Here is a 14,343-nt window from a genome sequence, read left to right on the forward strand (position 1 = left end):
TAAATTTCGCTGATAATTATGTCGACAATTTAGTTGACAATTAAATCTGAATTCAACAAACTCCCTGCACGGACAAACACCATCAAGAGTGAAGAGCCGGTTATCGTTTTGGGGAACTTAATCATGAAATTCAGAAAATCGATCCTTGCGGGTCTGATGGCTTTCGCATTGAGCCATACCGCCAATATTGCATCTGCTGAAACACTGCGTTGGGGAGCTGCGCACGATGTTTATTCGCTTGATCCGTACTCCTATGGTGACAGCTATACGATTGCGTTTCTCAATCACGTTTACGAAGGCCTTGTGCGCTACAATGCCGATCTGAAGATCGAGCCTGCGCTGGCTACCAGCTGGGAAGTTGTGGGCGAAAACACATGGCGCTTTAATTTACGCAAAGATGTGAAATTTCATAATGGCGCGGATTTTACTGCCAATGACGTGCTGGCCTCGCTCACCCGTGTGAGCCATCCGACATCACCGCTGCGCGGTAACCTGCCAGCCTATAAATCAGCGAAGATTGTTGACGATCATACCATCGATATCGAGCTGACCGGCCCTTATCCGCTGCTGCTCAATGACCTGACCAATATTTTCATTTTTGATGAGAAATGGCTGGTTGATAATGATTCTCTGCTGCCGACCGATGTAGGCGGGCAGAAAGAAGGCTATGCCACCTATAACACCAATGGCACGGGTCCGTTTAAGCTGGAAAGCCGCGTACCGGACAGCAAAACCGTTCTGCTGAAATTTGACGGCTGGTGGGATAAGCCGCAGCATAATATCGACAAGATTGAATTCACGCCGATCATTTCCTCGGCAACCCGTGTTGCAGCCCTTCTTGGCGGTGATGTGGATTATACCGATTCCGCGCCGACACAGGATATGGCGCGTCTGGCAGCGGCACCGGGATTGCGTCTGCTGGAACGCACAGATTTGCGTACTGTCTTTGTCGGCTTCCAGCGTCGTGAAAAACTGCACAATGGTGCGGAAAATCACTTCAATAAACTGGGTGTCCGTCAGGCCGTTGCTCATGCGCTGGATATGGATCTGATCAAAAAGCGTATCATGCGCGACAAGTCCCGCAATGCCGGTACGATTATTGCGCCGGAAATTCCGGGTTACACAAAAGAGCTGGATACTCTCTATGGCTATGATCTGGATAAAGCCAAAGCGCTTTTGAAGGAAAACGGTGCCGAGGGCTTCCCGTTCACACTGGTCTGCACCTATGAAAACTACCTGAATGAAGAAGAGTTGTGCAATGGCATGATCTCCATGCTGACCCGTGCCGGTTTCAAGCCGTCGCTGGATATCGGGCCGACAGCTGTTCAGGCACCAAAACGCACTGCCGGTCAGGCTGATGCCTATGTGCTCGGTTGGGCGAATGAGCCGATGCTCGACAGCTATTCCATTCTGATGCAGGTCATTCAGACCAAGTCCGGTGTTGCGGGTGTGTTTAACTGGGGCGGCTGGTCCTATCCGGAGCTGGATGAACTGGTCACCAAGGCCTCCACGGAAATGGATCGCGAGAAGCGTCTGGCTTTGCAGACCAAAGCTCTGGAAATCGTGAAAAAGGAAATCATCCAGCTGCCGTTGCATCAGCAACCGATTGCCTGGGTGCTGACCGATAAGGTGGAAAGCGTTGTGCAGCAGGCTGATAACAAGCCGCGTCACTGGCTGACAGTCCTTAAAAAATAACAAGATTGGCCGTGCCGCAAGGGAAGAAGTTGCGGCACGGCCTGATGATTATTGAAGTAAAAGAGCGGTGAATAGGTGCGGTAACGCGCAAATTGCCCTTGGGAGAGACAACTGAATGCTTGTATTTATTATCAAGCGACTGGCAAACGCAGCCATGGTTATGCTTGCTGTGGCATTGCTGGCTTTCATGATTTTCCGTTTTGCGGGCGATCCTGTGGAACTGATGGCCAATGAGCAAATGAGCCAGATCGACCGCGATGCTTTGCGCGACCGGCTCGGGCTGAATGACGGCTTTGTCACGCAATATGCGCGCTTTGTCAGCGATGCGGTGCAGGGCAATTTCGGTATTTCTTACCGTAATGGTCAGGAAGTGCTGGGGCTGATTGCCGAGAGCTTTCCGGCCACGATGGAGCTGGTCATTGTCGCCACATTGCTTTCCCTGATTATCGGTATTCCGATGGGGGTTATTACCGCAATTCATCGCGGCAAATGGTATACTGAATTATTCCAGTTCACCTCAATTATCGGGGTGTCATTACCAAGCTTTGTCGTTGGTATTCTGCTTATCCTGCTGTTCTCTGTCACACTTGGCTGGTTGCCGGCATTCGGACGGGGTGATGTGGTGCAACTTGGCTGGTGGTCAACCGGATTTCTCACCCATTCCGGGCGTCTGGCGCTGATCCTGCCATCCATTGCGCTGTCGCTCTATCAGATCACGCTGATTATGCGTCTGGTGCGTGCGGAAATGCTGGAAACATTGCGCTCTGATTTCGTGAAATTTGCCCGTGCCCGTGGTATTCCGCGCTATCGGATTTATTTCCGCCATGCGCTGCGCAACTGCCTGATGCCGGTTGTCACCATGACGGCGATGAATATCGGTTCTCTAATCGCCTTTGCGCTGATCACCGAGACTGTGTTCCAGTGGCCGGGTATGGGGATGCTGTTTATTCAGGCGGTAACATTCATCGATATTCCGGTGATGGCGGCCTATCTCTGCATCGTTTCTTTCATCTTTGTTGCGCTGAACACGCTGGTTGATATCACCTACGCTGTGATTGATCCGCGCCTGCGCGCTGCTACACGCTAAAGGGGCTCTCATGACAGATAATATAAATGCCCCGCTTGCTAACCAAAAATCACGCTGGCAGCGTATGAAAGACAGTGATCTGTGGTGGTCATTCACCCGTAACAAACCGGCAATGATTTCTGCTGTTTTGCTGACAGTGATGATCGTCTCCGCTTTCGCTGCACCGCTGATTGCTCCGCAAAATCCGTTTGATCCGGCGCAGCTGGACCTGTGGAACTCCGAACTGCCGCCGATCTGGAATGCGGATGGCCAATGGCCATATCTGCTGGGGACTGATACGCAGGGTCGCGATATTCTCTCAGCCATTCTCTATGGTTCGCGGATTTCCATTCTGATTGGTGTTGCCTCGGTATTCCTGTCGCTGGTCATTGGTCTGAGCTTTGGCCTGATCGCCGGTTATATGCAGGGCATTATCGACAATCTGCTGATGCGTATCGGTGACGTGCTGCTTTCGATCCCGACCATTCTGATCGCTATTCTGGTCAGCGCCGTGGTGCGCCAGATGCTGCCTGCGGATTTGCGTGATTATGCTGCTGCCGGTGTTCTGGTACTGGCAATCACTTTGTCGGGCTGGGTACAATATGCGCGTACTGTGCGTGCACAGACGATTGTTGAGCGCTCCAAGGAATATGTGCAGGCTGCACGCCTTCTGAAAGTGCCATCCCGCCGCATTATGATGTACCATATTCTGCCGAATACGCTGACGCCGATCCTTGTGGCCGCGACGCTTAATTTTGGTATGGCCATCCTCACCGAAGCCACGCTTTCCTTCCTTGGTATCGGTATGCCGCCGAGCCAGCCGAGCCTTGGCACGCTGATCCGTCTTGGTAATCAGTTCCTGTTCTCCGGTCTGTGGTGGATTACCGTTTTCCCTGTCTTGCAGCTCTGCCTGCTGGTTGTCGCCGTGAACGTGCTTGGTGACTGGCTGCGCGATGCTCTCAATCCAAAACTGAGGTAAAAATTATGTCTGATCTTTTGTTACGCAATGTGCGCCCTCATGCAGGTCAAGCCACAGATATTCTGATCCGTCAGGGTCGCATCGCTGAATATGGCACAAACCTCAGTGCGGATGGTGTTGCTGTTGAAGACGGTCAGGGACATATTGTTATCCCTGGTCTGATTGATGCCCATACCCATCTCGATAAAACCAATTGGGGTCTCGACTGGCATGTGAACGGCAAGCAGGCGAGTTTGCGCGAGCGTATTGATTTTGAACGTGAAAAGCGTCTTGAAATCGGTCTCGATCCGCATATCCAGTCGATGCGCCATGCGATCGGCCTGATTGCGCATGGTTCCAGCCATATCCGCAGCCATGTGGATATTGATACGACCCATGGTCTGAAAATTCTCGAAGGCGTGTTTGAAACCCGCGAGAAACTTAAAGACCTGATCGACATCGAAATCGTTGCTTTCCCGCAATCCGGTCTGATGGTGATGCCGGGCACACTGGAATTGCTGGATGAAGCGCTGCGTCAGGGCTGTGAAGTGCTGGGCGGTATTGACCCTTGCGGTATCGACCGTGATCCGAAAGGCCAGCTGGATGCGCTGTTTGCGCTTGCAGTGAAACATGGCAAGCCGATTGATATTCACCTGCACGAACTGGGTGAACTCGGCGCTTTCACCATGGAACTGATCTTTGAGCGTATCCGCGCCAATGGCATGCAGGGTAAGGTCGCGATTAGCCATGCTTTCACACTCGGTGCGAATGATTATCTGCGTGTCTCGAGCCTGCTGGAGCAGCTTCGCGAGCTTGATGTTGCCATTCTCACCACCGGTGCGCCTTCCGTTCCGGTGCCGTCTGTACTGCGCCTCAAAGAAGCGGGTATCCGCATGGGCGCCGGTTGTGACGGTATCCGCGACACATGGGGTCCGTGGGGACAGCCGGATATGATCGACCGTGCCAAAGTGATCGGTATGAAAAACGGCCTGCGCCGTGACGTTGATCTGGAGCATGTGCTGCATATCTGCTCGCAGGGCGGTGCGGATGTGATGCAGCTGGAAGGCTATGGTCTGGATGTTGGCTGCAAAGCTGACATGACTTTGCTCACCGGCCAGACACTGGCTCATGCCGTTGTTGATGTGGCACCACGCCCGCTGGTGATTAAAGGCGGTCGTGTTACTGCACGTAACGGTACTGCTGTGGTGGAAATGCCATGACGGACAAGACACAATTCACTGCACTTGAAAGCTTGAAACTGGGTGCGCGTCCTGAGGGGCGCACACTGCTCACAGCACAATGGGTGCTTGGGCATATTGATGGCCAGCATCGCCTGTATAAAAACGGTGAAGTGGTGATCGAAGATGGCACCGTGCTGTTCGTCGGTCACGATTTTGCCGGTGAGGTTGCGCGTCGTATTGATCTTGGCAATGCACTGATCAGTCCGGGTCTGATCGACCTCGATGCGCTGTCCGATCTCGACACGACGATTCTCGGTATTGACCACCATCCGGGTTGGGCGAAAGGCCGTGTCTGGCCTAAATCCTATATCGATAGCGGCCCTTATGAGATGTACAGCCAAGATGAGCTGGCATTCCAGAAGCGCTTTGCATTCGGCCAGCTGCTGCAAAACGGTATTACCACCGCAGCACCGATTGCCTCGCTGTTTTACCGCGAATGGGGCGAAACCGTAGCGGAATTTGATGCGGCAGCGGATGCTGCCGGTGATCTGGGATTGCGCGTTTACTTGAGCCCTGCGTATCGCGCCGGTGGTATGATGCTGGAAAGCCCTGGCAAAATTGTACCGGTCTTTAACGAAGAGCGCGGCTTTGCCGGACTTAAAGATGCTGCGGATTACATCACCCGCCAGAATGGCCGTCATGGTGATCTGGTGCGCGGTATGCTGGCGCCGGATCGTGTGGAAACCTGTACCGCTGATCTGTTGAAGCGTACGCAGGATGTGGCGCATGAGCTGGATTGTAAAATCCGCTTGCATATGGCGCAGGGTCAGATGGAAGTGGAAACAGTGCGTAGCCTGCATGGTACCACTGCACCGGTCTGGCTCAACAATCTTGGCGTGCTCAATGACCGGATTATCGCTCCTCATGCCACCAATGCAACAGATGAGGATCTGACACTATACGCGCAAAATAATGTGTCGATCATTCATTGTCCGCTGGTTTCATCCCGTGGCGGCAGCACACTGAAGTCGTTCTCCAGTGTGAAAAAGCGCGGCATCAATATTGCTATGGGCACCGACACCACACCGCCTGATATGTTGATGAACCTGCTGATCGGGTTGATTACCTGCCGTATCAATGACGGTACACCGGAAAGCATCCGCTGTGCTGATCTGTTTGATGCAGCGACACTGGGCGGCGCCAAAGCGCTGGGACGCGACGATCTTGGCCGCCTGCAGGCAGGTGCCAAGGCTGATATCGCTGTGTTCGGTCTTGATGATACATTCATGGCACCAAGCATTGATCCGATCACCACATTGGTCACCGGCGGTTCCGGCAAAGTCACTAAAGCTGTGTTTGTGGATGGTCGTCTGTCGATGCGCCATGGTGAAGTTGCAGGCATTGATATGCAGGCAGCACGCGCACAGGCACAGGCACAATATGATGGCCTGATCGCTAAATATCCTGAGCGTTCCTACAATAATCCGCCGGTATCAGAGATTTTCCCGCCGAGCTATCCGCTGGCCGGAAAACACGGAGAGGAAGCATAATATGGCAGAAACCTCTTCTACCAGACCGACCCTTGAGGTCAAAAATCTGCAGGTTGATTTTCCGGGACGTCGCGGCACACTGACCGCTTTGTCGGATGTCAGCCTGTCGATCATGCCGGGAGAAATTCTCGGCGTGGTTGGTGAATCCGGCGCGGGTAAATCCATGACCGGTCTGGCTGTGCAGGGCTTGCTTGAATCGCCGGGGCATATTGCCGGTGGTGAAGTTTTGCTCAATGGCCGCCGCATTGATAATCTCAGCGATAAAGAAATGCAGAAAATCCGTGGCCGTGAAATCGGCGCGATTTTTCAGGACCCGCTGACATCGCTCAATCCGCTTTTCACAATCGGGTCGCAGTTGGTTGAAACCATCACCCAGCATTTAGCCTTAAGCCGCACGCAGGCACATGAACGCGCGATTTCGCTGTTGAAAGAAGTGGGCATTCCGGCACCGGAAGACCGCATCAATCATTATCCGCACCAGTTTTCCGGTGGTATGCGCCAGCGTGTTGTGATTGCATTGGCACTGGCCGCAGAGCCAAAGCTGATTATTGCTGATGAGCCGACAACAGCACTTGATGTGTCTATTCAGGCGCAGATTACTTCGCTGTTGCGTCGTCTTTGCAAAGAACATGGCACAGCAGTAATGCTGGTTACCCATGATATGGGCGTGATTGCCGAAACCGCTGATCGTGTGGCCGTGATGTATGCCGGTCGATTGGTGGAAAACGGACCGGTTGAAACCGTGCTGAAAAATCCGAGCCATATGTATACCCGCGGTTTGATGAGTTCCATTCCGGCGCTGGGCAAACGAGTGGAACGGCTGAACCAGATTGACGGCTCGATGCCGCGTCTTGATGCCATTCCGACCGGTTGTGCCTTCAATCCGCGCTGCGTGAAAGCGTTTGACCGTTGCCGTAGCGAGCGTCCTGATCTGATGCCAGCGGTGGATGGTACAGGTGTCAGCGCCTGCTGGCTCAATGCGGGAGCTGCCTGATGAGTGATATTGCTATGAAACAGACACCTGCTGCCCTTGAAGTCAAAGATCTGAGCATTTGCTTTGATGTTTCTGCTCCATGGCTCAACCGTGTAATCGAGCGCAAACCGCGCCAGCTGCTGCATGCGGTTAATGATATCAGTTTCAGCGTGCCGCAGGGCGGGTGCTTAAGTCTTGTTGGTGAGTCCGGTTGCGGCAAGTCCACTGTGGCGCGTCTGGTGACGGGTCTTTACCGTCCGAGCAATGGTGAAATTCGTTTTGCACCATCAAAAAGCGGCGCACCATTGTCAGCGCATATGATCTTTCAGGATCCTTATGCGAGCCTTAATCCGCGCTGGCGGGTACACAGCATTATTGCTGAACCGCTGCGTGAATTGAAATTGCGTAAGACTGAAGCCGAGATTAATGAGCGTGTGGAAGAACTGCTGAAAATCGTTGGTCTTGCACCATCGGACGGCAAGAAGTTCCCGCATGAGTTTTCTGGTGGTCAGCGCCAGCGTATTTCGATTGCCCGCGCCCTTGCGGGTGAGCCAGAATTTCTGGTCTGCGATGAGCCGACTTCAGCGCTGGACGTCTCTGTGCAGGCACAGATTCTCAATCTGATGCGCAGGCTGCAGGATGAGCTTGGTCTGACTTTCCTGTTCATCAGTCATGATATGAGTGTTGTCCGCCATATGTCGGATCGCATCGCGGTGATGTATCTGGGACGGATTGTTGAGGAAGCAGATACAGAAACGCTGTTTGCTGATCCGAAGCATCCTTATACGCGTCTGCTTTTGGAAACGATCCCGAATATTGCTGAACCGCATCGTGATCGTGTGGTCGGAGGCGGTGAAGTGCCAAGCCCGCTGAAACCGCCTTCTGGTTGCACATTCCATCCGCGTTGTGCGTTTGCGGATAGCCGCTGCTCGGCAACAAAGCCGGAAATGAAAGCTTATGATGACGGCAGCCGCGTTGCCTGCCATCGTATCGGAGAAATTTAAGCGTATCCCGAAAAGTGTGAAGCGGTTTTCGGATAAGATACGCGTAAAAACAAATAGATAGAGAATTTTCTGTAATTCAGGATAAACAGGAAAAGCTCTAAGGAACCCTCCGTGCCGGATGTCTTCGGATATCCGGCACCCATCCGGCAAAAGGCGACAGAGTTCTCTCTGTCGTCTTTTGTTTTTAGAGCGCCATGCGGTCGCTTTCTGCACAAAATCAGTTTTAACAATTTATAATGCAGGCAATAAAAAAGCCTCCGGACATTGCTGGCCGGAGGCTTTTCAAAAGCTGTGGTGCGCGTGGTTATTTCATACGCGGATAATCATAGGCACCGGCTTTGGAGGTGCGATATCCGGCGCTGACATAAGCTTCTGCCAGTTTGACCGCAGCGGTTACGCCGTCGATCACCGGCAGACCGCAACGCTGTTCCAGCCTTTCGCACAGTTCCGACATACCGGCACAACCGAGGACAATCGCTTCTGCATGGTCTTCGCGTTTGGCGCGTTCGATTTCCTGCACCAGCGTGTCTTCCGTATGGCAGGCGTTTTCTTCCAGTGCCAGCACCGGCATGTCGATGGAACGCACACGGCGGCAATGATGGGTAGCACCATATTCCTGCACCAGATCTTCAATGATCGGCACCGAACGGGGCAGAGTGGTGACGATGGAGAAACGCTTGGAAATGGTCATGGCAACCTGCACAGCAGCCTGACAAATACCGAAAACCGGACCACCGGCAACTTCACGGGCAGCATCCAGTCCCGGATCGTCAAAACAGGCGACAACATAGGCATCAAAGCCTTTTGTCTCTCCCTCACGGATAAGCTTCAGCATTGACGGAACAGCCATTGCTTCGTCAGCATGGCCTTCAATACTGCGCGGTGTATCCGTCGGATTAATGGCCTCAATGACTGTGGTTGGCAGGGCTGCGCTGCGGGCGCTGCGTTCTGCCTGATCAGTCATGGATTGGGTGGAGTTCGGATTGATAAGAAGAATGCGCAAGGGCTTAGCCTTTATTGGTCAAACGATCCTGAAACGCAGCTAATCCTGGCGATTTCAGTACAAACTGGTTATCGGAAGTGATGTAGTTATCGGCATGCAAACGAGCGATTGGCTGATAGGTCTCAGGATTGACGTAACGGCCTGCCTCATCCAGACAGTCGCGGCGCACATGCATATGCACGACCTCACCAAGCACGATGACACGGCGTTCATATTCAATCAGCCGCTCCACCCGACATTCCATGGAGCAGGGCGATGCAGGCAGCCAGCGGGAACAAACCTGTGTTCCGGCCTCAGAAGTCAGTCCGGCCATAGCGACTTCATCAACATCAGGCTCGAAACCGATCCCGCAAACCAACATGGCATCGGATATCGCCATATCCACCATGTTGATGGTAAATTCCTGTGTCCGGCGGATATTGCCTACTGTATCCTTTTCCTGTCCGTCCGGCCTTGTTTGAATACCGAGAATGACAATTGCCGGATCATGGGAGAAGACGTTAAAAAAGCTCATAGGGGCAGCATTGTCCTGCCCGTTTTCCGCGCGGGTTGTAACCAGAGCAATCGGTCGCGGGCCGACAAAATTTGTCAGCAGCCGGTAACGGTCGAGCGGTTCCATTTGCGTGAAATCAAAATCCATTCATGTTCCCCCGTTATTGTTATGGAGTCGTGCTAATCTAGAAAAAATCCATATTATTGTCTACAAATATGTTGCCAATAATATTCATCATTGTTTGCAATGAAATTTGCTCTGTTTTCTTGAAATCACCTGATATATGAGGGTGTATCTGAAAAGAAACGGGAAGATCGTCCGATGATTGGTGGCTCTGATTACACAACAGAACTGGCTTCTATCCGCCTTTGGGCAGATGTTGCACCGGCAATAACAATTGCTGAACGACAGGCACGGCTTGAGAAAGCCCGCAGTCTGATGGCAGCAAGCGGGGCTGGTGCGCTGATTGTTGGCGCGGGCACGAGCCTGAATTATTTTACCGGTATTGGCTGGGGCATGATTGAGCGGCTGGTGGCTATGGTGCTGCCGCTTAAAGGGGAGCCTTATCTGATCTGTCCGGCTTTTGAAGCCGGATCGCTGGAAGCCGTGCGCATTATGGATGCACGTGTGCGGTTGTGGGAAGAGCATGAAAGCCCGTCTGATCTCGTTGCACAAATCCTGAAAGATGAAAATTGCTCCGTGCTGGCCGTCGATCCGGCGCTGCCCTTTGGTATGGCAAGCGGTATCGGTAAAGCCGCCGGTAGTGTGAAACTGACAGATGCGACTGCGATTATTGACGGCTGCCGCAGTGTGAAATCACCGGCAGAAATCGCGATCATGAAACAGGCCATGCAGATGACACTGGAAGTGCATCGCCGCGCTGCCCGTATTCTGCATGTTGGTATCAAAGCCAGCACAGTTCGCAATTTCATTCATGAAGCGCATAAGGCAATCGGCAGCAATGGCAGCACTTTTTGCGCCGTGCAATTTGGCCGCTCGACGGCTTTTCCGCATGGATTGCCGCAGGATGATGTGCTGGTTGAAAATGATGTCGTGCTGGTCGATACCGGTTGTCTGGTACAGGGCTATAATTCCGACCTGACACGTACTTATATTTTCGGCACACCGACTGCTGAGCAGCAGCGTATCTGGGATATTGAAAAAGAGGCACAGCTTGCAGCATTTGCAGTCGCTAAAATTGGCTCAACTTGTGGCTCAGTGGATGATGCAGCCCGCGCTGTGCTGGAGCGTCATGGCTTGGGGCCGGACTACCAATTGCCGGGTCTGCCGCACCGTACCGGCCACGGCATCGGGATGACCATTCATGAGGCACCTTATCTGGTGCGCGGTAACCAGACTGTGCTGCAGGCTGGCATGTGCGTTTCCAATGAGCCGATGATCGTGGTGCCGGAACAATTTGGTATCCGGTTGGAAGATCATTTTTATATGACAGAACAAGGTGCGGAGTGGTTTACCGAGCCGTCATTCAGCATGACGCAGCCATTCGGTTAGAAAAACTGAGAAGCCGCTCAAAAAAATGAGCGGCTTTTCTTTTGCTTAAAGCTTAGAGGGCTTTAATCGTATTAATGCGATCTATGCCGCCAACAACCGGTGCAAAATCATCCCAGACGGTCTTTGCACCAGCCTGCCACTGGTCATACTCTTCCGGCTGCAGAACCTGTGCGCCATGTTCTTTGGCGGTGGTGATCGCTGCGGCTTCATCCTCAACAATCAGTTGATTGAAATAGGCGGTGGCCTCTTGGGATGCCTCTTGCAGCACTTGTTGCTGTTCGGCATTCAGGCCATTCCAGAAACTTGCTGAGAAATAGACTACGCCCGACGCCCAGATATGGCTGCTCTCGGTGACAAACGGCACCACCTCATAGAGTTTGAAACTCGCATAGGCTGATTTTGTCAGATCCATCGCATCGGCAACGCCGGTTTCCAGCGCATTATAGGTTTCTGTAATCGGAATACCCACCGGTGTGGTGCCGAGATTGCTCCAGAGCTTGGTATGCAACGGGCTTTGAATAACGCGGATACGCTTGCCTTTCAGCTGTTCCGGTTTGGTCACGGCTTCTTTGGTCAGCAAATGTCGTGCGCCGTAATTGATAAAGCCGGTGGCAATGAAATTTTGCGCCTTCAGCTTTTCTTTCAGATCATTGCCGGTCTCGCCCTGTACCGTTTTCAGCACATGCTCAGCATCTTTAAACAGGAATGGCAGGTCGAGAATTTGCAGCTCCGGCACCCAGCCGGATAAAGCGGAAACCGTGGAAAGGCTGCCCTGAATGGAGCCGAGGCGGATGCCCTCAGCTACTTCTTTTTCACCACCCAAGGCACTGTCTTTGACGATGTTGAAACGGAATTGTCCTGGCAATTTTGCCTCGACGAGATCGCGGATTTTCAACCAGATTTTGGTTTCCGGTTTATCATCACCAAACAGCGAGGCAATCGTGATGGCGGTTTTGGCCTGCGCCGTGCGGATCAGGGCTGGCATGGCAAGAGCGGTGGCAGTGCCGAGCGTGGCGGTGCGCAGAAAATGGCGGCGGTTCAGCGTAATCATAGCGGATAATCCTTTATGCGGACGGGTCAGATGAGCAAAGCCCATGCACCGAGAATGACGAGAGAAAACACAAGAGCGATGAAATAGGGCGTCATGGCTCTGAAAAGGGCGGTGGCGGGCAGGCGGGTTACGCCGCTGACCACAAAGACCAGCATGCCGACCGGTGGTGTCAGCCCGCCGATCATCAGATTGACCACGAGGATGACGCCGAACATGACCGGATCAATACCGGCAGCAACGGCAATCGGCAGAAAGATCGGGCCGAAAAGCAGAATGGCAGCACCGATATCCAGAACAAGACCGACGACCAGCAGCACGAGATTGATGATGATCAGGATAACAACCGGATTGGCACCGAAACCGCTGACCAGATCGGAAATCGTGCCGGAAATGTCATCCACCGCCAGCAGGAAAGCGAAGGGACTGGCCGTGCCGATTAGCAGGCCGATCGCGGAAGCCTCTTTGCCGGATTGCTTGAAGATATCATAGAGCGAAGTGATGCCGACTTTACCGATCAGAGCCATGACCAATGTATAGATTGCGGCAATGGCGGCGGCCTCCGTGGTAGTAACAACGCCCATGCGGATGCCGACCACAACGATAATACCAAGGCCGAAAGCCGGTATGGCACCGATGGCTGCCTGTACACGCTCCCGCCCGCTGGCACGAGGTTGTGCAACCTGTTCGCGTACCGTCAGATGAATGGCCACGGCAAGGCAGACGGCCATGACAGCACCAGCAAAAAATCCGCCGACCAGCAGAGCACCAACAGAGAGGTTGGTGGCTGCTGCGAGAATAAGAAAGGCAATAGATGGCGGGATCACATTATCCAGCACGGAAGTCGCCGCGATAATCGCACCGGCCTGTGCAGGCGGATAACCACGCTTCACCAGTTCCGGCTGAAAGGTTGCCGAACTGAACGCGGCATTGGCGACAGAAGAGCCGGAGGCGCCGGAAAACAACACACTGGTCAGCAGTGTGGTTTGTGCCAGTCCGGCACGGCGATGTCCGACGAGGGAGGATGCACATTGCACGATTTTCTGGGCAATACCTGCGGCGGTGAGCAGGCTTCCGGCCAGCAAAAAGAACGGGATCGCAAGCAACAGGAATTTGGAAACACCGGTGACAGTGGAGGAAACCACAGCCGGTTCCGGCAAGGTACTGCCAAAGGCAATGGCAATATAGGCACCCGCGAGAAATGCGTGCGGCAGAGGAGCGGCAACCAGCAGCCCGATGAGCGCGATCAGACCCAGCACAATACTCGGGCTGAAATCCGTATCAATATGGACATGGCTGACAGCGATATAGATCACGGTTGCTATAATACCGGCGATCAGGACGTCAGCGATTTTATTCTCACTGATGCGCTGTAGTCCCAGTACAATCAGAATAAAGAACCCGCCCAGCCCGAGAAAACCGAACCTGATCCATTCCGGCAGGCCGAGTGTCGGAGAAATGCCGCCAAGCAAACTGGCAATCCGCGCACTGCCGAAACTGAGGATCAGTCCGCTCATCAGTGTGAAAACATCAGCAAAAACAGCCGTCACGCGTTGACCGGTAGGGGACAGGCGCGAGGTCACCAGATCAAGTCGCATCGCCAGCGCCGAATTGATGGCCAGCGGAGCGCCGAAGGCAATCAGAGCGACATAGAGCCATGTTGCCAGCTCTTCCGAGCCGAGAAGACCGGTATTGAACCCGTAGCGCAGCACAACGGCTGTCAACACAATGACCAGTAGTGCAGCCAGTAATATGGCGCAGATTGCACCCAGCATAGTCTCGACGCCTGCCAGCACTATTCTGGCGAGCGACTGAACCGGCGTGGCTGCAACTGCGGGATAGGTCTTCACTGTACTCATC

The 14,343-nt window shown here is 53.3% G+C and carries 12 protein-coding genes; 8 read left to right on the plus strand and 4 right to left on the minus strand.

Annotation, left to right across the window (positions count from 1 at the left end):
* Positions 1 to 123 precede the first annotated feature (123 nt).
* The 7 genes from QUF18_RS03160 to QUF18_RS03190 all read left to right on the plus strand — a co-directional run bounded on the left by QUF18_RS03160 (position 124) and on the right by QUF18_RS03190 (position 8,427).
* The gene (locus tag QUF18_RS03160; protein ID WP_374806436.1) at positions 124 to 1,695 is read left to right on the plus strand and encodes an ABC transporter substrate-binding protein; all 1,572 of its coding nucleotides are present in this window, start codon (positions 124 to 126) and stop codon (positions 1,693 to 1,695) included.
* Positions 1,696 to 1,810: 115 nt separating this feature from the next.
* A complete protein-coding gene (locus QUF18_RS03165; protein WP_289385115.1) occupies positions 1,811 to 2,782 on the plus strand; it encodes an ABC transporter permease in 972 nt (323 codons plus the stop codon).
* 10 nt (positions 2,783 to 2,792) lie between these two features.
* Positions 2,793 to 3,740, plus strand: a complete 948-nt coding sequence (locus tag QUF18_RS03170; protein WP_289385116.1) for an ABC transporter permease — start codon at positions 2,793 to 2,795, stop codon at positions 3,738 to 3,740.
* 5 nt (positions 3,741 to 3,745) lie between these two features.
* Positions 3,746 to 4,939 carry an amidohydrolase family protein gene (locus tag QUF18_RS03175; protein WP_113943384.1) on the plus strand — a complete coding sequence of 398 codons (1,194 nt, stop codon included), beginning with the start codon at positions 3,746 to 3,748 and terminating at the stop codon, positions 4,937 to 4,939.
* Positions 4,936 to 6,450: an amidohydrolase family protein gene (locus QUF18_RS03180; RefSeq protein WP_289385117.1), complete on the plus strand. Its 1,515-nt coding sequence runs from the start codon at positions 4,936 to 4,938 to the stop codon at positions 6,448 to 6,450. Before QUF18_RS03175 ends, QUF18_RS03180 begins: the two co-directional genes overlap by 4 nt.
* A gap of 1 nt (position 6,451) precedes the next feature.
* On the plus strand, positions 6,452 to 7,444 hold the full coding sequence (locus tag QUF18_RS03185; protein ID WP_289385118.1) for an ABC transporter ATP-binding protein: 993 nt from the start codon (positions 6,452 to 6,454) through the stop codon (positions 7,442 to 7,444).
* Positions 7,444 to 8,427 carry an ABC transporter ATP-binding protein gene (locus QUF18_RS03190; RefSeq protein WP_289385119.1) on the plus strand — a complete coding sequence of 328 codons (984 nt, stop codon included), beginning with the start codon at positions 7,444 to 7,446 and terminating at the stop codon, positions 8,425 to 8,427. The genes QUF18_RS03185 and QUF18_RS03190 overlap by 1 nt, the downstream gene beginning before the upstream one ends.
* Positions 8,428 to 8,731: 304 nt before the next feature.
* Here the strand turns inward: QUF18_RS03190 and QUF18_RS03195 are convergent, their stop codons facing one another.
* Positions 8,732 to 9,430, minus strand: coding sequence for an aspartate/glutamate racemase family protein (locus QUF18_RS03195; RefSeq protein ID WP_289385120.1), 699 nt, complete (start codon positions 9,428 to 9,430; stop codon positions 8,732 to 8,734).
* Positions 9,431 to 9,434: 4 nt separating this feature from the next.
* Complete coding sequence (locus tag QUF18_RS03200; RefSeq protein WP_289385121.1) at positions 9,435 to 10,070, minus strand: flavin reductase family protein; 636 nt, start codon at positions 10,068 to 10,070, stop codon at positions 9,435 to 9,437.
* A 174-nt stretch (positions 10,071 to 10,244) separates the two neighbouring features.
* Between QUF18_RS03200 and QUF18_RS03205 the strand changes: the two genes are divergently transcribed.
* Positions 10,245 to 11,435: a M24 family metallopeptidase gene (locus QUF18_RS03205; RefSeq protein ID WP_289385122.1), complete on the plus strand. Its 1,191-nt coding sequence runs from the start codon at positions 10,245 to 10,247 to the stop codon at positions 11,433 to 11,435.
* Positions 11,436 to 11,487: 52 nt separating this feature from the next.
* Here the strand turns inward: QUF18_RS03205 and QUF18_RS03210 are convergent, their stop codons facing one another.
* The gene (locus tag QUF18_RS03210; protein ID WP_289385123.1) at positions 11,488 to 12,486 is read right to left on the minus strand and encodes a TRAP transporter substrate-binding protein; all 999 of its coding nucleotides are present in this window, start codon (positions 12,484 to 12,486) and stop codon (positions 11,488 to 11,490) included.
* Positions 12,487 to 12,512: 26 nt separating this feature from the next.
* Positions 12,513 to 14,342: a TRAP transporter large permease gene (locus tag QUF18_RS03215; RefSeq protein WP_289386112.1), complete on the minus strand. Its 1,830-nt coding sequence runs from the start codon at positions 14,340 to 14,342 to the stop codon at positions 12,513 to 12,515.
* Position 14,343: the final 1 nt, after the last annotated feature.

Source organism: Pseudochrobactrum kiredjianiae (genome assembly GCF_030362795.1).
GTDB classification, from domain to species: domain Bacteria; phylum Pseudomonadota; class Alphaproteobacteria; order Rhizobiales; family Rhizobiaceae; genus Pseudochrobactrum; species Pseudochrobactrum kiredjianiae.

Coding starts and splice junctions, on each gene's coding strand:
- QUF18_RS03160 (WP_374806436.1), top strand. CDS start 124: ATGAAATTCAGAAAATCGATCCTTGCGGGTCTGATGGCTTTCGCATTG.
- QUF18_RS03165 (WP_289385115.1), top strand. CDS start 1,811: ATGCTTGTATTTATTATCAAGCGACTGGCAAACGCAGCCATGGTTATG.
- QUF18_RS03170 (WP_289385116.1), top strand. CDS start 2,793: ATGACAGATAATATAAATGCCCCGCTTGCTAACCAAAAATCACGCTGG.
- QUF18_RS03175 (WP_113943384.1), top strand. CDS start 3,746: ATGTCTGATCTTTTGTTACGCAATGTGCGCCCTCATGCAGGTCAAGCC.
- QUF18_RS03180 (WP_289385117.1), top strand. CDS start 4,936: ATGACGGACAAGACACAATTCACTGCACTTGAAAGCTTGAAACTGGGT.
- QUF18_RS03185 (WP_289385118.1), top strand. CDS start 6,452: ATGGCAGAAACCTCTTCTACCAGACCGACCCTTGAGGTCAAAAATCTG.
- QUF18_RS03190 (WP_289385119.1), top strand. CDS start 7,444: ATGAGTGATATTGCTATGAAACAGACACCTGCTGCCCTTGAAGTCAAA.
- QUF18_RS03200 (WP_289385121.1), bottom strand. CDS start 10,070: ATGGATTTTGATTTCACGCAAATGGAACCGCTCGACCGTTACCGGCTG.
- QUF18_RS03205 (WP_289385122.1), top strand. CDS start 10,245: ATGATTGGTGGCTCTGATTACACAACAGAACTGGCTTCTATCCGCCTT.
- QUF18_RS03210 (WP_289385123.1), bottom strand. CDS start 12,486: ATGATTACGCTGAACCGCCGCCATTTTCTGCGCACCGCCACGCTCGGC.
- QUF18_RS03215 (WP_289386112.1), bottom strand. CDS start 14,342: ATGAGTACAGTGAAGACCTATCCCGCAGTTGCAGCCACGCCGGTTCAG.